The following is an 18,740-nucleotide window of genomic DNA, read 5'->3' on the forward strand; positions in this document are numbered from 1 at the left end:
ACTCATGACTATACGTCTGGCCGGTCAAACAGTCCGCTGGGCCAACGCCACCGAGCGCGAAGCCGCCCAACGCATCAACGTTGAGCGACTTCTCGCCACGTAGTCACCCGGTTACCCGACGGTCTCTCAGATGCCCAGCCTGGCGGCGCGCAGCCGCTCGGCCACCGCCGCCGGTCCGTCCACCTGCACCCGGGCCACCCGCTGCCGTCCGGTGAGGAACAGCGCGAGCTCGCCGGGCGCGGCGACCAGCCGGACCCGCTGCCCGCCCCGCCCCGCCGACAGCTCGCCGTACCCGGGCGCCTGCACCAGCACGTCGGCGGGGAAGCGGCGCAGCCCCAGCCGGCCCAGCACCGCCGCCTGGCGCCAGAGCCGGGCGTGCAGCCCGGCCGGCAACTCGCGCGGCTGCCACCCGGCCGTCGCCCGGCGTACGTCCTCGTGGTGGACGAAGAACTCCAGGGTGTTGAACAGCTCGTGGGCGACCGGGTTGCTCACCGGGCTCCACGCCGGCGGGCGGCGCAGCTGGGCGACCAGCTCGGCGAACGGCCGGGCCGCGAACTGCGTCCGCACCCGCTCGGCGCGCCGGCGCAGCGGCGCCAGCACGATCCCGCCGGCCGCGTCCGGCCGCCGCTCCCGCACCAGGATGTGGGCGGCGAGGTCCCGGACCGTCCAGCCCTCGTTGACGGTCGGCGCGTCCGGACCCACGCTCAGCATCAGGTCGGCCAGCGCCTCGCGCTCCGACCGGGCGTACTGCGGCATGGCCCCGATCGTAGGCCCGCACCGTGCCCGGCGCGCCCCCCGAACCCGGCGGGCCGCGCATCCGGTGCCGCCCCACCGGGACCCGCGGAACGTGATCGGCGACATACCCGGCGCGGGGCGGCGCGGTGGAACCGGAGCGGTAAGGATGAGGGGGATAATGGCGGCTTACGGCGGGGGAGAGCGTGACCAACAGAACAAGTCGGGACGTGCTCCGCAGAGGGCTGTGGGTGCTCGGCCGGGCCATCCGGGAGCAGCCGCGGATCTTCGCGGTCGCGGTGGCGGGCAGCGTGCTCTTCGGCCTGCTTGTCGTGGCCAGCGCGTACGTGGTCGGCGCGGTGGTCGGCGACGTGGTGGTGCCCGCGATCGAGCGCGGGTCGGTCGGCGTCGCGGCGCTCGCGCTGGCCGCCGGCACCCTGCTCGGCATCAGCGTGCTGCGGGTGGTCGGCATCTTCGGCCGCCGGCTCGGCGCCGGTTACATGCAGTTCCGGCTCCAGGCCGCGTACCGGCGTCGGGTCACCCGCCGCTACCTGGACCTGCCGCTGTCCTGGCACCAGCGCAACGCCACCGGCACGCTGCTGTCCAACGCCAACTCCGACGTCGAGGCGGCCTGGTACCCGATCGCCCCGCTGCCGTTCGCCGTCGGCACGCTCGTGATGCTGGTCGGCGCGGTCGCCTCGCTCTTCGTCACCGACTGGGCGCTCGCCCTGGTCGGCCTCGCCGTCTTCCCCGCGCTGTTCGCCCTCAACGTGGTCTACTCGCGCCGGATGGCCCCCCGCCAGGCCCGGGCGCAGCGGCTGCGCGCCGAGGTCAGCGGGATCGCCCACGAGAGCTTCGACGGCGCCCTGGTCGTCAAGACCATGGGCCGCGAGGCCCAGGAGACGGCCCGGTTCGCCGCCCGGGCCGGCGAGCTGCGCGACGCGCTGATCTCCGTCGGCCGGCTGCGCGGCGTGTTCGACCCGATGCTGGAGGCGCTGCCCAGCCTCGGCACCCTCGCCGTGCTGGTGGTCGGCACGTTCCGGCTCCGGCAGGGCGCGATCACGGTCACCGAGCTGGTCAGCGTCGCGTTCCTGTTCACCGTGCTGGCCTTCCCGGTGCGGGCCATCGGCTGGGTGCTGGCCGAGCTGCCGCGCAGCGTCGCCGGCTGGGACCGCGTCCGCCGGGTCCTCGACGCGACCGGCGAGATGCCGTACGGCGACCGCGCGCTCGACCCGGACGAGGCCGGACCGGCCACCCTCACCTTCACCGACGTGAGCTTCGCGTACGAGCCGGCCGAGGCGCACCTGCCCGGCACCGAGGTGCTCGGCCAGGTCTCGTTCGACGTCCCCGCCGGCCGGACCGTGGCCCTGGTCGGCCCCACCGGCTCGGGCAAGTCCACGATCGCGGCGCTCGCGGCGCGACTGGTCGACCCGCTCGCCGGCACGGTCGCCCTCGACGGGGTGGACGTGCGTGAGCTGACCGCCGCGTCGCTGGCCGGCACGGTGGCGCTGGTCGCCCAGGTCCCGTTCGTCTTCGACGACACCGTCCGGGCCAACATCACCCTCGACCGGCCGGGCGTCACCGACGACGACGTCTGGGCCGCGCTGCGGCTGGCCGAGGCGGACGGCTTCGTCGCGGCGCTGCCCGACGGGCTCGACACGACGGTCGGCGAACGGGGCACGTCGCTCTCCGGCGGGCAGCGGCAGCGGCTCACCCTCGCCCGGGCGCTGGCCGGGCGGCCCCGGCTGCTGGTCCTCGACGACGCCACCAGCGCGGTCGACCCCCGGGTCGAGGCGGCCATCCTGGCCGGGCTGCGCGCCCCGGCCGCCGGCGGCCCGGCCGCGTCGATCCTCGTCGTGGCGTACCGGCGGGCCACCATCGCGCTGGCCGACGAGGTCGTCTACCTGGAACAGGGGCGGGTGGTGGCCCGGGGCACCCACGCGGAGCTGCTCGCCACCGTCCCCGGCTACGCCGACCTGGTCACCGCCTACGAGCAGGCCGAGACCGACCGCGCGCAGCAGCGCACGTACGACGAGGTCAGCCCGCTGACCTCCGGCCTGGAAGTCGAGGTGGACCGGTGACGGTGACGGTGGAGGCGGAGCGGCCGGCGGAGGATTCCGGGTCGACCTGGCGGACGCTGCGGCGGGGGCTGGCGCTCTCCCCGGAGCTGCGCATCGGCCTGGCCGGCACGCTCGCCCTGGCGCTGGTCTACATGGTGGGCCGGGTCGCCGTCCCGGTGGCGGTGCAGAAGGGCATCGACGACGGCATCGTCGGCGGGCTCGACCTGGGTGTGGTGTGGTCCGTCGTCGTCGTGACCGCCGCCGTCCTGGCGGTGACCACCGCCTGCGGGTACCTGATGACGCGCCGGCTGTTCACGGTCAGCGAGACGGCGCTGGCCAACGTGCGCACCCGGGCGTTCCGCCACGTGCACGACCTGTCGATGCTGCACCAGCAGTCCGAGCGGCGCGGCTCGCTCGTGTCGCGGGTGACCAGCGACGTCGACCAGATCACCCAGTTCCTCCAGTGGGGCGGGGTGATCCTGATCGTGAACCTCGGCCAGCTGCTGGTGACCACGGCCGTCATGCTGGCGTACTCGTGGCAGCTGACGCTGGTGGTGCTCGCCGCGTTCGCGCCGGCGGTGCTGGTGATCCGGCTGCTGCAACGCCGCCTCGCCGGGGCGTACGGGGTGGTCCGGCAGCGGACGGGCACCCTGCTCGGCGCCATCGCCGAGAGCGTGGTCGGCGCGCCGGTGATCCGGGCGTACGGGATCGCGGGGCGGACCGCCCGGCGGCTCGACGCCGCGATCGACGGGCAGCGGCTGGCCCAGCAGCGGGCGATCCGGATCAGCATCATGGGCAGCTCGGTCGGCGAGCTGGCCGCCGGTCTGGCGCTGGCCGGCGTGGTGGCCCTCGGCGTCGTCCTCGGGGCGGGCGGCGGCCTGTCCATCGGCCAGCTCACCGCGTTCCTGTTCCTGGTGACGCTGTTCATCCAGCCGGTGCAGATCGCCACCGAGGTGCTCAACGAGGCGCAGAACGCCATCGCCGGCTGGCGGCGGGTGCTCGACGTGCTGGACGTAGCCCCGGACGTGGCCGACCCGGGGGAGCAGGGGCGGGAGCTGCCGGCCGGGCCGCTGGACGTCCGGTTCGCCGGGGTGTGCTTCGCGTACCCGTGCGGCCCGCCGGTGCTGCACGACGTGACCCTGGAGATCCCGGCGAAGAGCCGGGTGGCGGTGGTCGGGGAGACCGGCAGCGGCAAGACGACGTTCGCCAAGCTGCTCACCCGGCTGATGGACCCGACCTCCGGCGAGGTGCTGCTGTCCGGGGTGCCGCTGCGGCAGGTCCGGTTCGACTCGCTGCGCTCCCGGGTGGTGATGGTCCCGCAGGACGGCTTCCTCTTCGACGCCACGGTGGGGGACAATGTCCGTTTCGCCTGTCCGGAGCTGACCGATGCGCAGCTCACCGCCGCCTTCACCGAGCTGGGGTTGGCCGACTGGCTGGACGGGCTGCCGTCCGGGCTGGACACCCCGGTGGGGGAGCGCGGCGAGGCGCTGAGCGTGGGCGAGCGGCAGCTCGTCGCCCTGGCCCGGGCGTACGTGGCCGACCCGGACCTGCTGGTGCTGGACGAGGCGACCAGCGCGGTCGACCCGGCCACCGAGGTACGCCTGCAGCGCACCCTGGACGCGGTGACCCGGGGCCGCACGACGCTCGCCATCGCGCACCGGCTCTCCACCGCGCAGGCGGCCGACGAGGTGATCGTCGTGGACCGGGGCCGCGTCGTGCAGCGCGGCCCGCACGACGAGCTGATCCGCGAACCGGACTCGGTCTACGGCCTGCTGTACGCCTCCTGGTTGGAGCAGACCCGCTGAGCCCGGCAAGGGCCGGAAGATCCGCGGAGCCCGGCGGCAAGGGCCGGCAGGCTCCCTCTGGCCGGCCGACGCGCCACGCGCGGGGGGCTCTCACGCGGGGTGGCCGGGGACCTTCGTGAGCTCGCCGAAGATGTAGCGCTGGACGGTCGGGGCGAGCGCGGCGACCAGGGTCTCCGGCGGGGCGGAGGCGACCGGCTCGAGCCGGATGACGTACCGCATCATGGCCAACCCGATCATCTGGGTGGCCACCAGCGAGCCGCGCAGCGGCAGCTCGGCCGGGTCGACGGCGAGGTGGACGAGCACCCGGCGCAGCACCTGGGTGACGACGAACTCGCGCAGGAGCCGGGCCGTCCACTCGTTGCTCACCCCGGAGCGCAACAGGGCCACCCCGGCCGCGCCGGCCGGGGAGTCCCAGACCCGCAGGAAGGTGGTGACCAGCCGTTCGCCGAGGCCGGCCGGGTCCCCGGCCAACACTGCCGGCAGCAGCTCCGCCGGGTCGACCGGGCTGTTCATCGCGGCCAGGAAGAGCTGGTCCTTGCTGCCGAAGTAGTGGTGGACCAGCGCGGGGTCCACCTCCGCCGCCTGGGCGATCGACCGGATCGACGCCGCGTCGAAGCCGCGCTCGGCGAACGCGGTGCGCGCCGCGCCGAGGATCGCCTCCCTGGTGTCCGGGTTGCCGGGCCGCCGCCCCGTCCGCCGCGCCATCGCCGCCCTTCGCTCGTCCATCGCGGTACGTCCCCCGACCGCCCCGTCGCGGCCCGCCGGCGCGGTCGCGGAGCCCGGCCGGCGTTGCCTCAGCCGCTGCGCCGGCGCAGGGTGGCCGCCGCGAGCACCAGGGCCAGCACCACGGAGCCGGCCACCACCCCCAGGTCGCGCCACATCGTGGCGGTGGGCTCGGCGTGGACGCCGACCTCCTGCAACGCCTCCACCGCGTACGACAGCGGCAGGGCGTCGCTGACCGCCTGCAACCAGCCGGCCATCCGGTCCCGGGCGACGAACAGCCCGCACAGCAGCAGCTGGGGAAGCACCACCACCGGCATGAACTGTACGGCCTGGAACTCGGTGCGCGCGAAGGCGCTGCACAGCAGCCCGAGGGCCACCCCGAGCACCGCGTTGACCACCGCGATCATGATCACGAGGGCGCTGCTGCCCGCGGTGGAGAGGCCGAACACCCAGTACGCCACGGCGGCGGCGATGCCGGCCTGCCCGGCGGCGGCCAGCCCGAACGCGATGCCGTAGCCGAAGAGCAGGTCGAGCCGGCCCAGCGGGGTGGTGAGCAGGCGTTCCAGGGTGCCGGAGGTGCGCTCGCGCAGCATGGCGATGCTGGTCACCAGGAACATGATCACGAATGGGAAGACGCCGAGCATCACCAGCGCCACCCGGTCGAACATGCTCGGCTGGCCGGGCGGGGTGGGCTGGTCGGCGTACATGTAGTAGACGAGCGTCAGCAGCAGCGCCGGCACCAGCACCAGCAGGGCGACGGTGCGCCGGTCGTGCCGGAGCTGGCGCAGGATGCGGCCGGTGGTGGCGGCCAGGATGCGGAGGTTCATGACTGCTCCCGTCCGGTGCTGCCGGTCGGACGCGTGGCGCCGTCCCGTGCCGTCCCGCCGTCGCCGCCCGTGGCCGCCTCGCCCGCGCGGATCAGGCGCAGGAACGCCTCGTCGAGGTCGTCGACGCCGGCGGCGACACGGATCGCGTCCGGGGTGTCGTCGGCGACCAGTCGGCCCTGGCGGATCAGCAGCAGCCGGTCGCAGCGCGCCGCCTCGTCCATGACGTGGCTGGACACCAGCAGGGTCGTGCCGGCGGCGGCGAGGGCGTGGAACCGGGCCCAGAGGTCGGCCCGAAGCACCGGGTCCTGCCCGACCGTCGGCTCGTCGAGGACGACCAGCTCCGGCTGCCCGACCAGCGCGCAGGCCAGGGAGGCGCGGCTGCGCTGCCCGCCGGAGAGGGTGCCGACGAGCTGGGTGGCGGCGTCGGCGAGCCCGACGTCGGCCACGGCCCGGTCGGCGTCAGCCCGGCCCCGCCCCTGGAGGGTGGCGAAGTACCGGGCGTTCTCCCGGACGGTGAGGTCGGCGTACACGCTGGGGGCCTGGGTGAGGTAACCCACCCGGCGGCGCAGCTCCGGGGTGCCCGCCGGCCGGCCGAGCACGGTCACCGAGCCGGACCGGACCACCTGCACCCCGACGATCGCCCGCATCAGGGTGGTCTTGCCGCTGCCGCTCGGGCCGAGCAGGCCCGTCACCGCGCCGCGCGGCACCGCGCAGCTGATGGCGTGCAGCACCCGCCGCCGGCCCCGGTCCACGACCAGGTCGCGGACCGCGATAGCAGGATCCATCGCCCACCTCCGGAAGGAATTCAACAGCCGATGAACTCAACGCTAGATGAGATAGACGGCGGACCGCAACGGGCCGGTGGCGTCGAGCGGGCGGCGCGCCGGAAAGGTATCCCCCGGCAGGAATGAGAACGGTCGGGCACTAGGCTTCGGACCGGACAGCGGGTCCGCCAACGGGCATTGCGCCCCGGATCGGGCGTACGGCACGATGGCGCGGTGGGTTACGCTGCGTCACCTGGCGACGGATTCCTCGACGAGTGGGCGGCCCGGCTGCGGCAGTCGGCCGACCGGCCCGTCGTCGGCATCCTGCTGCGGGGCAGCCACGCCCGGAGCGCGGCCACCGAGCACAGTGACATCGACCTCGACGTGCTGGTCGACGCCGACTCCACGGCGGGCTCGGCGAGCGTCCCGCCCCACCTCGCCCCGTACGCGGCCCGCCGTGCCTACCTGGCCGAATCCGGCGGACGGCTGGCCCATGTCTCGGTGTCCGTCCGGGACGTACGCTCCTGGCTGACCCATCTCGGCGAACCGGCCGACTGGGCGTTCGGGCTGCCGGTCACCGCGCCCGCCCGGCTGCTCTGGGCCGACCCGCGCTGGCGGGCCCGGCTCGACCTGCCCGTGCTCTGCCAGCCCGCCGACGAGCCACGCCTGGAGGAACTGATCGCCACGCTCGGTAAGGTCGCCGGGGCCCGCAGCCGGGACGACCACCTCGGCGTCCGGCTGGCCGCGGCCGACCTGGCCCGGCTCTGCCCGTCCGTGCTGCGGCTGGCCAATCCGTCGGTGCGGGTGGTGTCCAGGCGGTCCGCGTTCACCGCCGCCCTCGAACTGCCCGTCGCCCCACCCGGGTACCGCGACGACATGCTGCTCTGCCTCGGCGCGCGCCCCGGCTCCACCGAGCAGCTCTGGGCGGCGGCGGCGCGCCTGGTCACCGGCACCGTCCCGCTGGTCCGCCCGTACGCCGACGAGATCGCCGCGGTGGCCGGGCTGGACCTGGCCGACGCGCTGCTCGACGGCCGGCTGGACCGCTACCTCGGCCAGTTGGCCGGCGGCGTCGTGTCGCCGCCTGCGCGGAACCGGGTGCCGGGGCCGCCCCGGTGGGACTCGTTGCCGGTGCCCGGGCCGCGTACGGGACAATGGGTCACTGTGCCCGTACCTGACGCGCCGGTGACCGGCGCCCACGCCGAGCAGACCCCGCCCGCGGCCGGCGGACCGACCCGCGCGTCCCGGCTCGACCCGGCCATCGCGGCCCGGCTGCGCCGCACCCCCGACGGCCTGGTGGCGGCCGTGGTCCGCCAGCACGACACGGGCGAGGTGCTGATGGTCGCCTGGATGGACGACGAGGCGCTGCACCGCACCCTGACCACGGGCCGGGCCACGTACTGGTCGCGCAGCCGCCAGGAGTACTGGGTCAAGGGCGCCACGTCCGGCCACCACCAGTACGTCCGCTCCGTCGCCCTGGACTGCGACGGCGACGCGCTGCTGGTCAGCGTCGACCAGGTCGGCCCGGCCTGCCACACCGGCCACCGGACCTGCTTCTTCACCGAGCTGCCGGTGACCGTCGCGGGGGAGTCGGCATGACCGACGGCGCCGTGAGCCCCGATCAGGGCACGTTCACCGAGCTGGCGGCCCGCTGGCGGGTCGTCCCGGTCACCCGCCGGCTGCTCGCCGACGGCGAGACCCCGGTCGGGGTCTACCGCAAGCTGGCCGGCGGACCGGGCACCTTCCTGCTGGAGTCCGCCGAGCAGGGCGCCGGATCGGCCTGTTCGGCCTGGTCGCGGTACTCGTTCGTCGGGGTGCGTAGCAGCGCCACCCTCACCGAGTCCGACGGCGTCGCGTACTGGACGGGCCAGCCGCCGGCCGGGCTGCCGGCCGGCGGCGACCCGGTCCGGGTGCTGCGCGAGACCGTGGCGGCCCTCGCCGGCCCGGCCTGGGACCCGGCCAGCGGCATGCCGCCGCTGACCGGGGGCATGGTCGGCTACCTGGGGTACGACCTGGTGCGCCGCTTCGAGCGGCTGCCCGAGCTGACCGAGGACGACCTCGGCGTGCCCGAGCTGGGCATGATGCTCGCCACCGACCTGGTGGTTCTCGACCACTACGACGGCTCGGCGCTCCTGATCGCCAACGCCGTGCTGCCGCCGGCGGACGCGCCGGAGCGCGCCGCCCTGGTCGACGCCGCGTACCACCACGCGGTCGGGCGGCTGGACGCGATGACGACCGCGCTGTCCCGGCCCATCCCACCGATGATCTCGACGGTCGACCGGCCGGCGGCCGGCGACGTGGTGAGCCGCACCGACGAGGGGGACTACCCGAAGGCCGTCGAGGCGGCCAAGGAGGCGATCCGGGCCGGCGAGTGCTTCCAGATCGTGCTGGCTCAGCGCTTCGAGCGGGCCACCCACGCCGACCCGCTGGACGTCTACCGGGTGCTGCGCACCACCAACCCCAGCCCGTACATGTACCTGCTGCGGTTCGACGGCTTCGACATCGTCGGCTCGTCTCCCGAGGCCCACCTGAAGGTGAGCACCGGGACGGACGGCCGACGCCGAGCGCTGCTGCACCCGATCGCCGGCACCAGGCCGCGCGGCGCCACCCCCGAGGCCGACGCCCGGCTCGCCGCCGAGCTGCTCGCCGACCCGAAGGAGCGCGCCGAGCACGTGATGCTGGTCGACCTGGGCCGCAACGACCTGGGCCGGGTCTGCCGGCCGGGCACCGTCGAGGTGCCCGAGTTCGCCACCATCGAGCGGTACAGCCACGTCATGCACATCGTCTCGACGGTGGTCGGCGAGCTGCGTCCGGAGTGCACAGCGTTCGACGCCCTCGCCGCGACGTTCCCGGCCGGCACCCTGTCCGGGGCGCCGAAGGTCCGGGCGATGGAGATCATCGAGGAGCTGGAGCCGGTGCGCCGGGGCCTGTACGGCGGCACCGTCGGGTACTTCGGCTTCAGCGGGGACCTGGACATGGCGATCGCCATCCGTACCGCGCTGATGCGCGACGGGCGGGCGTACGTGCAGGCCGGCGCCGGCGTGGTGGCCGACTCCGACCCGGCCGCCGAGGACCAGGAGACCCGAAACAAGGCCGCCGCGGTGCTGGCCGCGATCGCCGCCGCCGAGACCCTCCGGCCGGCCCGGTGAGCGCGAGGAGTGCAGCGCAGCGGAGCCCCGCAGTCGCGAACGAAAGGCGGGCACCGGTGAGCGCGAGGAGTGCAGCGAAGCGGAGCCCCGCAGTCGCGAACGAAAGGCGGGCACCGGTGAGCGCGAGGAGTGCAGCGAAGCGGAGCCCCGCAGTCGCGAACGAAAGGCGGGCACGGGTGAGCGCGAGGAGTGCAGCGAAGCGGAGCCCCGCAGTCGTGAACGGAAGACCGGCCCGATGACGCCGGCTCCCGCTGACGCGCCGGCGTCGGTCGCGCGGGGGCGGCGCGAGCTGACGTACGCCGTGCTGCTCTGCCTGGCCGGGGCCGGCCTGGCGCTGTGGGCCTCGACCCGGACCTGGGCGGTCGAGCTGACCGCCCGGCCGGCGCCGCTGCCGCCGGTGCGCGCGGCGCGCACCGGGGCCGGGCTGCTGCCCTGGCTGCCCGCGCTGGCGGTGGTCGCGCTGGCCGGCGGCGGCGCGGTGCTGGCCACCCGGGCGGTCGTACGCCGTCTGCTGGGCGCGCTGTTGCTGGCGCTCGGCGTGGCCGTGGCCGCCGGCGGGGGCTACGGCCTGGTGGCGGCGTTCGGCGGCGAGGTGAGCCGGCGCTGGCCGGCGCTCTGCCTGGTGGGCGGCCTGCTCGCGGCCGCCGGGGGCGCCCTGACCGCGCTGCGCGGCGGGGGCTGGCCGGCGATGGGGGCCCGGTACGAGCGGCGGGCACGGCCGGCGGTCGACGCCCCGACCGGCCCGGCGGCGGGGCCGGTGACCGGTCGGCGCACCACCGAGGCGTGGGACGCCCTCGACCGGGGCGAGGACCCGACGGCCGGCTCTTGATTCGGCCCGATGTCGGCGACATGGGGGTGTCCGAGCCCGCTGGACGCCACCATGTCGGCGACACGGGGGTGGATCTACCGGCCGGGCGGCACCCCGTTCGCGCCGAATGCCCGGCCTGCGGAGGTGGTTGGGTGTGGTGGTCGGCGCCGCCGGGCTGGGCGGCTGTCTGCGGCCCCGACCTCAGGCGACCGGCTGGCGGTCGCGCGCGGCGGCTCGGGTGGCGGCGCGGGTGGCGGCCAGCTCGGCCACCAGGCGGTCCAGTTCGGCGCGCTGGTCGGCGCGGGCCCGGTCGGCGCAGACCGCCTCCCAGGCGTTGCCCCGGGCGGTGCGGCCCCGGCCGTCGCCGGCCACAGCCCGTTCCAGGGTGTGCACCACCCCGACGGCGAGCGACGCGACGGTACGGGAGATGGTGGTCAGCCCGATGGTCGGCTTGGGCCCGGCAGTGCTCATGGTCACCCCGCACGAATATCGTTCCGGCGCCTCAGGCAGGCGCGTCATCGAGTCTGCCCGAGGACGACGATGCCCGGCCCACGTTTCGCCGTGATGACGGGCACGTCAACGCTCCGTGGTGTCGGCTGACCTGGCCGAACCGGCCCTCTTGAGCTTCGTCACAACATCGACCGGCGTGCGTGTGGCGTTCCGTGCGGCCGACAACGGCGCCATGGAGCGCCATGGAGACGGGTTTGCGTCGACGGGGGCGGCGGCTGTGGCCGCTTCACCGTGATCGGCGTGGCGCGTGGCTCTGCGTGATCCACTGTTCACCCGAAGTCGGCCATTATGCCGCAGCCCATCTCGTGAGGAGCGCCATACCCCCGGCACCTGGCGTCGGGCGGCGCCACCTAGCATCGGCCCATGACACCCGGAGAGGGGAGTCCGTTGGTGACTGCTCAGCATCCGCACGCCGAGGGGGACGGAGCCGCGTCCGGCAGCGTGCTCGACGAGATCCTGGCCGGCGTGCGTGAGGACGTCGCCCGGCGGCAGGAGCAGATTCCGCTGGAGCGGATCCGGGAGCTGGCCGCCGCCGCGCCGCCGCCACTGGACGCGTACGCGGCCCTGCGCCGACCCGGTGTGGCGGTGATCGCCGAGGTGAAGCGCTCGTCGCCGTCCAAGGGGCGGCTGGCCGAGATCGCCGACCCGGCCGACCTGGCCGGCCAGTACGCCGCCGGCGGCGCCCGGGCGATCAGCGTGCTCACCGAGGGTCGCTGGTTCGGCGGCTCGCTGGACGACCTGGCCGCCGTCCGGGCCGCGGTGCAGATTCCCGTGCTGCGCAAGGACTTCGTGGTCTCCAGCTACCAGGTGCACGAGGCCCGCGCGCACGGGGCGGACCTGGTCCTGCTCATCGTCGCCGCGCTGGAGCAGAACGCGCTGGTCGGGCTGCTGGAGCGGATCGAGTCTCTCGGCATGACCGCGCTCGTCGAGGTGCACGACGAGGAGGAGGCCGACCGGGCCCTGGAGGCCGGCGCGCAGGTGATCGGGGTGAACGCCCGCAACCTGCGTACCCTGGAGGTCGACCGCTCGGTCTTCGAGCGGATCGCACCCGGCCTGCCCAGCAGCGTCGTCAAGATCGCCGAGTCCGGCGTGCGGGGGCCGCACGACCTGATCCGGTACGCCTCGGCCGGCGCCGACGCGGTTCTCGTCGGCGAGGGCCTGGTGACCCAGAAGAGCCCCCGCGAGGCGGTCGCCGAGCTGGTCAACGCCGGCAACCACCCGGCCACGCCCCGCCCGGCGCGCTGAGCCGCGCCGGGGCGCCAGTCAGCAGTGAGAGGACACCCGCGATGAGCGCCAACGCCCCGACCCCGGCCGCGCAGCTGCCCGACGCCGCCGGTCACTTCGGCCGGTTCGGCGGCCGGTTCGTCCCGGAGGCGCTGGTCGCGGCGCTCGACGAGCTGGACGCCGCGTACCGCAAGGCGATGGGCGACGAGGCGTTCCTCGCCGAGTTCGACGCGCTGCTGCGTGGGTACGCCGGCGCCCCCTCGCTGCTCTACGAGGCCGGGCGGTTCTCGGCCCGGGCCGGCGCCCGGGTGCTGCTCAAGCGGGAGGACCTGAACCACACGGGGGCGCACAAGGTGCGCAACGTGCTCGGCCAGGCGCTGCTGACGAAGCGGATGGGCAAGCGGCGGGTGATCGCCGAGACCGGCGCCGGCCAGCACGGCGTCGCCACCGCCACCGCCGCCGCCCTGTTCGACCTCGAGTGCGTGGTCTACATGGGCGAGGTGGACACCCGGCGGCAGGCGCTCAACGTGGCCCGGATGCGGATGCTGGGCGCCACCGTCGTCCCGGTCACCACCGGCTCGCGCACCCTCAAGGACGCGATGAACGAGGCGATGCGCGACTGGGTCGCCAACGTCGACGACACCCACTACCTGATCGGCACCGCCGCCGGCCCGCACCCGTTCCCCGAGATGGTCCGCGACTTCGTCCGGGGTATCGGCGACGAGGCCCGCCGGCAGTGCCTGGACCTCACCGGCGCGCTGCCCGACGCGGTCGCGGCCTGCGTCGGCGGCGGCTCCAACGCGCTGGGCGTGTTCCACGCCTTCGTCGGCGACCCGGGCGTGCGGCTGTACGGCTTCGAGGCCGGCGGCGACGGGGTGGAGACGGGCCGGCACGCGGCCAGCATCACCGGCGGCTCGTCGGGGGTGCTGCACGGCACCCGCACGTACGTGCTGCAGGACGCCGACGGCCAGACGATCGAGTCGCACTCGATCTCCGCCGGCCTGGACTACCCGGGCGTCGGCCCGGAGCACGCCTGGCTGCACGACAGCGGCCGCGCGGTCTACCGGCCGGTGACCGACGCCGAGGCGATGGCCGCGTTCGAGCTGCTCTGCCGCACCGAGGGGATCATCCCCGCCATCGAGAGCTCGCACGCGCTCGCCGGCGCGCTGAAGATCGCCCCGGAGCTCGCCGCCGAGCTGGGCCGGGAGCCGGTCATCGTGGTCAACCTCTCCGGCCGGGGCGACAAGGACGTGCACACGGCCGGCGAGTACTTCGGCATCCTGGACGGGGAGGTGACGGCATGAGCCGCATCGGGGTGGCCTTCGACAAGGCCCGCGCCGACGGGCGGGCCCTGCTGGTCGGCTGCATGCCGGCCGGCTTCCCGACCGTCGAGGGCAGCATCGCCGCGATGACCGCCATGGTCGAGGCGGGCGTGGACGTCATCGAGATGGAGATCCCGTACTCCGACCCGGTGATGGACGGTCCAGTGATCCAGAAGGCCAGCGACATCGCGCTGGCCGGTGGCGTCCGCACCGCCGACGCGCTGCGCATCGTCGAGGCCGTCGCGGCCACGGGCACGCCGGTGGTCACGATGACGTACTGGAACCCGATCGAGCAGTACGGCGTCGACGCGTTCGCCCGGGACCTCGCGGCGGCCGGCGGCACCGGCCTGATCACCCCCGACCTGATCCCTGACGAGGCCGACGAGTGGCTGGCCGCCTCGGACGCGTACGGGCTGGACCGCACCTTCCTGGTCGCCCCGTCCTCCACGGACGCCCGGCTGCGGATGACCGTGGAGCACTGCCGGGGCTTCGTCTACGCCACCGCGATCATGGGCGTGACCGGGGCTCGGGCGCAGACCTCGGAGGCCGCGCCGGTGCTGGTCTCCCGGCTGCGCGAGGTCACCGACCTGCCGGTCGGCGTCGGGCTCGGCGTGGGCACCGGCGCCCAGGCCGGCACGGTCGCCGGGTACGCCGACGGGGTCATCGTCGGCAGCGCGCTGATCCGCTGCCTGCTCGACGCGCCGGACCAGGCCGCCGGCCTGGCCGCCCTGCGGGCGCTGAGCGCCGAACTGGCCGAGGGCGTCCGCAACCCGCGCCGCTGACCCCTACCGCGAACGGGGCGGCGACCCCCCGGCGTTGACCCGATCGCCGAACGGGGGCCGCGACCCCCTCCCGGCGTTGGCCCGATCGCCGAACGGGGGCCGCGACCCCCTCCCGGCGTTGGCCCGATCGCCGAACGGGGGCCGCGACCCCCTCCCGGCGTTGGCCCGATCGCCGAACGGGGGCCGCGACCCCCTCCGGGCGTTGGCCCGATCGCCGAACGGGGGCCGCGACCCCCTCCGGGCGTTGGCCCGATCGCCGAATGGGGGCCGCCACCCCCTCCCGGCGTTGACCCGATCGCCGAACGGGCCGAGGCCGCCCGCGACCCCCGGCGCTGACCGCGCCGGGCGGTGTCGCGCGCCCGGCGCCGCCTGTCACGGGTGCGGCCAGCGGGGCGGGTGAGAGGGGAATCCTTCTCTTCCGAAAACGTCAAGAAGGCGCCCTTCCTCCCCCGGGGTTGCCGCGGCGGGGGGCGGCAGCGGTAGCGTGTTCACCCGTGACCCTCGCCTCGTCGATCCCCCAGGCGGCCCTGCCCAGCCCCACCACCGCCGTCTGGCAGCTCGGGCCGCTGCCGGTCCGGGCGTACGCGCTCTGCATCATCGTCGGCATCGTGGTGGCCTGCGTGGTCACCGAACGCCGGCTGCGCCGGCGCGGGGTCGCCCCCGGCGCGGTGCTCGACATCGCGGTCTGGGCCGTGCCGGCCGGCATCGTCGGCGCCCGGCTCTACCACGTGATCACCTCCCCCGAGAAGTACTTCGGCGCCGGTGGCGAGCCGGTCAAGGCGTTCGCCATCTGGGAGGGCGGTCTCGGCATCTGGGGCGCGGTGGCCGGGGGTGCGCTCGGCGCGTGGTTCGCCGCCCGGCAGCTCGGCATCCCGTTCGCCGTGCTGGCCGACGCGGCCGCCCCCGGGCTGCCGCTGGCGCAGGCGGTCGGCCGGCTCGGCAACTGGTTCAACAACGAGCTGTACGGCGGCCGGACGAGCCTGCCGTGGGGGCTGGAGGTCCACGACATGGACCCGCGCAACCCCGGCCACGCCAAGGTCGTCGACGGGGAGCCGGTGCTGCTGACCGGGCTCTACCACCCGACGTTCCTCTACGAGGCGCTGTGGAACGTCGGCGTCGCCGTCCTCGTTCTCCTCCTCGACCGGCGGGTGCGCCTCGGCCGGGGCCGGGCCTTCGCCCTCTACGTGATGGGCTACACCGCCGGCCGGTTCTGGATCGAGCTGATGCGCGTCGACGAGGCCAACCACATTCTCGGCCTGCGGCTGAACGTCTGGACCGCGGCCCTGGTCTTCGCCGCCGCGCTGGTCTACTTCCTGCGGGTCCGCGGCCCCCGGGAGTACCTGGTCCCGATCGGCGGGGCCACCGCCGCCCCGGCCACCACCGGCGGCGGCGACGTCTCCCAGCTCGACCTCTCGCAGCGCGAGTCGGGGGCGAAGCAGGCCGCGCCCGAGGGCTACCGGGTGGTCGACGAGGAGCGGTTCCGCGCGTACCAGGAGACCGGCGCCCTGCCGGAGGAGTCGGCGGCCGACGACGGCGCGCCCGGTGCCGACGACGCGCCGGCCGGGGGCGAGCCGCCGGCCGACGAGCAGGCCGGCGCCGCCGGCACCCGCGCCGGCGACCGCGAGAGCTGAGCGGGGAGCCTTCGGCATGCGTACGGCGGTGGTGGTCGGCGCCGGGGTCGGCGGCCTCGCGGTCGCCGGTGCGCTGGCCCGGTCCGGCTGGCAGGTGACCCTCCTGGAGCGCGCCGACCGGGTCCGGCCGGACCCGACGGCGGTCGTGCTCTGGCCCAACGGGGTACGCGCGCTGCACGCCCTCGGCCTCGGCGCCGGGCTCGCCGCGATCGCCACCCCGCTGCCCGACGGCGGGGTACGCCGCCCCGACGGGCACTGGCTGGTCCAGCCCCGCCCGACCCCCGCCGACCGGATGCCCGTGGTGGTGCACCGGGAGGATCTGCACGACGCGCTGATCGCCGGCCTCGGCGACCGGGTGGAGTTGCGCACGGGCGTGACGGTGCGCACGGCGAGCGCCGAGCCGGGGGAGCGCCCCTCGGTCTCCGACGGCCGGCAGCGCTTCGCGGCCGACCTGGTGGTCGCCGCCGACGGCACCGACAGCGAGATCCGGCGACGGTTGGCTCCCGAGTCCCGGGTGGTCAGCTCCGGCTGCGCCGCCTGGCGGGCCGTGATCCCCTGGTACCGGGCGCCCCGACTGCCGGCCGACCGGTCCGTCGGCGGGGAGGTGCTGGGCGCCGGGTACCGGTTCGTGGCCGCCTCGCTGGGCGAGCGGGGCTCGTCCGGCGGGTCGAGCCGGGGCGGCATCTACTGGGTGGCCACCGCCGCCGGGGCGCCCCGGCCGGAGCCGCCGGAGACCCAGCTCGCCCTGCTGCGCCGCTGGTACGCCGACTGGCCCGCGCCGATCGGTGACCTGCTCGACGCCACCGACCCGGGCGACCTGGTCCAGCAGGAGATCCGCGAGCTGCGCCCGCTGCCCCGGTCGTACGGCTTCCCGGCCGGGCCGGGCGGGGTGGTGCTGCTCGGCGACGCCGCCCACGCCATGCCGCCGCACCTCGGCCAGGGCACCTGCCTCGCCTTCGAGGACGCGGCCACGCTGGCCTCGCTGCTGCGCGAGTCCCGGCTCCCGGACGCCGTCGTCGCGTACGACCGCCTGCGCCGGCCCCGGGCGGCCACCGTGGTCCGGCAGACCCGCCGGATGTCGGCGGTGCTCCAGGCCCGTGGCCGGCTCGCCCTGCGGGCCCGCGACGCGGCCCTCGGCACGATCAGCCCCCGCCTGCTGTCCACCGCCGCCGCCTCCGCCGCGGCCTGGCGCCCCCCGTCCTGACCGGCCCCGGCACCGGGTGCTGCCCGGCCCGGCGCCTCGTGCGGCCCGGCGCCTCGTGCGGCCCGGCGCCTCGTGCGGCCCGGCCCGGCCAGCCCCTCCGGACTGGCCGGCTCTCCCGCGAGGGTTGGCAGTTCAGGTACTCGACACGCCGGAAGATGTGCACGCCAGCCGTCAAGGATCGTGGCCGTGAGCGCGCCCGATCGGGTGGCGCGGCCCGATCGGGTGGCGCGGCCCGATCGCGTGGCGGTGCCCGATCGCGTGGCGGTGTTCCGTAGCCGTCCGTCCTCGGCAGCGGTCAGTTGACGAGGGCGGCCGGCTCGGCGATGCAGGCCGTGCCGACGCGGCGGAAGCCGACCCGTAGGTAGACCCGGGCGATCTCCTCGCTGCCGGCGGAGAGGAAGACCAGGTCGGTGCCGGCGGCCCGCAGCGCGTGCGCCAGGGTGGCGGTGACGGCCGCGCCCAGGCCACGGCGGCGGGCGGACGGCAGGGTGGCCACCCCGGCGATCTCCGCGACGTCCCCGACCCGCATCGCCATCCCGCTGGCCAGCGCCCCCTCGGCGGCCGTCTCGGCCAGCACCGACAGCCGCCGGCCGTCGGCGATCCGGTCGCGCTCCTCGGCCAGCGCCGCCACGTCCAGTCCGGTGATCGCCGCGTCCCGCTGCGCCGGGCCGGCCTCGCCCCGCGCGGTCCCGGCGGCGGAGAAGCCGACCGCGGCGACGGCCCGCCGGACGGCCACGTCCGTGGCGAAGCCGGGCGTGGCCGCGTTCAGCAGCCGCACCGGCACGTCGGTGAAGTCCGCCGGATCGGCCAGCGCGTCCGGGTCGAGCACCATCAGCGGCGCCTCCAGCACGGCCAGCCCCGCCGCGCGGGCCACCGTGAGCAGCTCCGGGTTGCGCTCGTGCACCCACTCGAACGCCTCCGGCAGGCCCAGCTCCCGCTGCCGGGCCCGGACGGCGGCCACGTCCGCGACGGACGCCGTCCGGCCGTCGCCCGGCCGGGGCCGTGCGTAGAACGGCCAGCCGGCTCCCTCCCGGACGAACAGGACCAGGGGGCCGTGTTCCTCCGCGCGGGCGCAGTCCCGGGGCAACCCGTCGTAGAAACGCTCCAACCGGTCGAACGTCTCACTCGTCTCAACGCGTACGTGATCCACGCCGCGAGACTATCGTTCCCAGCATCTGGAAGTGTGATCAATCTGAACTGGC

General features: G+C 75.6%; 16 protein-coding genes and 1 pseudogene. 11 read left to right on the top strand and 6 right to left on the bottom strand.

The genetic code is table 11. The features are described from left to right. Positions 1-126 precede the first annotated feature (126 nt). The gene (locus ABGB16_RS19420) at positions 127-756 is read right to left on the bottom strand and encodes a TIGR03085 family metal-binding protein (protein ID WP_347669502.1); all 630 of its coding nucleotides are present in this window, start codon (positions 754-756) and stop codon (positions 127-129) included. A gap of 182 nt (positions 757-938) precedes the next feature. Here ABGB16_RS19420 and ABGB16_RS19425 point away from each other — a divergent pair, with 182 nt between their 5' ends. Next, positions 939-2,813 carry an ABC transporter ATP-binding protein gene (locus tag ABGB16_RS19425; RefSeq protein ID WP_347669503.1) on the top strand — a complete coding sequence of 625 codons (1,875 nt, stop codon included), beginning with the start codon at positions 939-941 and terminating at the stop codon, positions 2,811-2,813. 2 nt (positions 2,814-2,815) lie between these two features. Next, entirely contained in the window at positions 2,816-4,597 is a 1,782-nt protein-coding gene (locus ABGB16_RS19430) for an ABC transporter ATP-binding protein (protein WP_347669547.1), read from the top strand. A 90-nt stretch (positions 4,598-4,687) separates the two neighbouring features. Here the strand turns inward: ABGB16_RS19430 and ABGB16_RS19435 are convergent, their stop codons facing one another. The 3 genes from ABGB16_RS19435 to ABGB16_RS19445 form a co-directional block, all read right to left on the bottom strand. After that, positions 4,688-5,302 (bottom strand): TetR family transcriptional regulator, encoded by a 615-nt coding sequence (locus tag ABGB16_RS19435; RefSeq protein ID WP_347669548.1) that lies wholly within the window; start codon positions 5,300-5,302, stop codon positions 4,688-4,690. A gap of 89 nt (positions 5,303-5,391) precedes the next feature. Then, positions 5,392-6,147, bottom strand: a complete 756-nt coding sequence (locus ABGB16_RS19440; protein WP_347669504.1) for an ABC transporter permease — start codon at positions 6,145-6,147, stop codon at positions 5,392-5,394. Continuing rightward, positions 6,144-6,932 (bottom strand): ABC transporter ATP-binding protein, encoded by a 789-nt coding sequence (locus ABGB16_RS19445; RefSeq protein ID WP_347669505.1) that lies wholly within the window; start codon positions 6,930-6,932, stop codon positions 6,144-6,146. Before ABGB16_RS19445 ends, ABGB16_RS19440 begins: the two co-directional genes overlap by 4 nt. A gap of 615 nt (positions 6,933-7,547) precedes the next feature. Here ABGB16_RS19445 and ABGB16_RS19450 point away from each other — a divergent pair. From ABGB16_RS19450 to ABGB16_RS19465, 4 genes and pseudogenes are all read left to right on the top strand, one after another. Next, positions 7,548-7,871: pseudogene (locus tag ABGB16_RS19450) on the top strand (phosphoribosyl-AMP cyclohydrolase); the annotation flags it as partial. A 201-nt stretch (positions 7,872-8,072) separates the two neighbouring features. Beyond that, positions 8,073-8,507, top strand: a complete 435-nt coding sequence (hisI, locus tag ABGB16_RS19455; protein WP_347669549.1) for a phosphoribosyl-AMP cyclohydrolase — start codon at positions 8,073-8,075, stop codon at positions 8,505-8,507. Further along, positions 8,504-10,057, top strand: coding sequence for an anthranilate synthase component I (locus tag ABGB16_RS19460; protein ID WP_347669506.1), 1,554 nt, complete (start codon positions 8,504-8,506; stop codon positions 10,055-10,057). The genes hisI and ABGB16_RS19460 overlap by 4 nt, the downstream gene beginning before the upstream one ends. 235 nt (positions 10,058-10,292) lie before the next feature. Next, complete coding sequence (locus ABGB16_RS19465; RefSeq protein ID WP_347669507.1) at positions 10,293-10,886, top strand: Trp biosynthesis-associated membrane protein; 594 nt, start codon at positions 10,293-10,295, stop codon at positions 10,884-10,886. A 180-nt stretch (positions 10,887-11,066) separates the two neighbouring features. Here the strand turns inward: ABGB16_RS19465 and ABGB16_RS19470 are convergent, their stop codons facing one another. Further along, a complete protein-coding gene (locus tag ABGB16_RS19470) occupies positions 11,067-11,336 on the bottom strand; it encodes a hypothetical protein (RefSeq protein ID WP_347669508.1) in 270 nt (89 codons plus the stop codon). Positions 11,337-11,816: 480 nt separating this feature from the next. Here ABGB16_RS19470 and trpC point away from each other — a divergent pair, with 480 nt between their 5' ends. The 5 genes from trpC (at position 11,817) to ABGB16_RS19495 (ending at position 17,538) form a co-directional block, all read left to right on the top strand. Beyond that, positions 11,817-12,620, top strand: a complete 804-nt coding sequence (trpC, locus tag ABGB16_RS19475; RefSeq protein ID WP_347669550.1) for an indole-3-glycerol phosphate synthase TrpC — start codon at positions 11,817-11,819, stop codon at positions 12,618-12,620. A 41-nt stretch (positions 12,621-12,661) separates the two neighbouring features. Continuing rightward, complete coding sequence (gene trpB, locus ABGB16_RS19480; RefSeq protein ID WP_347669509.1) at positions 12,662-13,903, top strand: tryptophan synthase subunit beta; 1,242 nt, start codon at positions 12,662-12,664, stop codon at positions 13,901-13,903. Continuing rightward, entirely contained in the window at positions 13,900-14,703 is an 804-nt protein-coding gene (trpA, locus tag ABGB16_RS19485; RefSeq protein WP_347669510.1) for a tryptophan synthase subunit alpha, read from the top strand. Before trpB ends, trpA begins: the two co-directional genes overlap by 4 nt. A gap of 494 nt (positions 14,704-15,197) precedes the next feature. Continuing rightward, the gene (gene lgt, locus ABGB16_RS19490) at positions 15,198-16,334 is read left to right on the top strand and encodes a prolipoprotein diacylglyceryl transferase (protein ID WP_347669511.1); all 1,137 of its coding nucleotides are present in this window, start codon (positions 15,198-15,200) and stop codon (positions 16,332-16,334) included. Between the two features lie 16 nt (positions 16,335-16,350). Continuing rightward, complete coding sequence (locus ABGB16_RS19495) at positions 16,351-17,538, top strand: FAD-dependent monooxygenase (RefSeq protein ID WP_347669512.1); 1,188 nt, start codon at positions 16,351-16,353, stop codon at positions 17,536-17,538. A 295-nt stretch (positions 17,539-17,833) separates the two neighbouring features. Here ABGB16_RS19495 and ABGB16_RS19500 read toward each other — a convergent pair whose 3' ends face one another. Then, on the bottom strand, positions 17,834-18,688 hold the full coding sequence (locus ABGB16_RS19500) for a GNAT family N-acetyltransferase (protein WP_347669513.1): 855 nt from the start codon (positions 18,686-18,688) through the stop codon (positions 17,834-17,836). Positions 18,689-18,740 lie beyond the last annotated feature (52 nt).

Origin of the sequence: Micromonospora sp. B11E3, assembly GCF_039871625.1 — a bacterium.
GTDB lineage: Bacteria > Actinomycetota > Actinomycetes > Mycobacteriales > Micromonosporaceae > Micromonospora.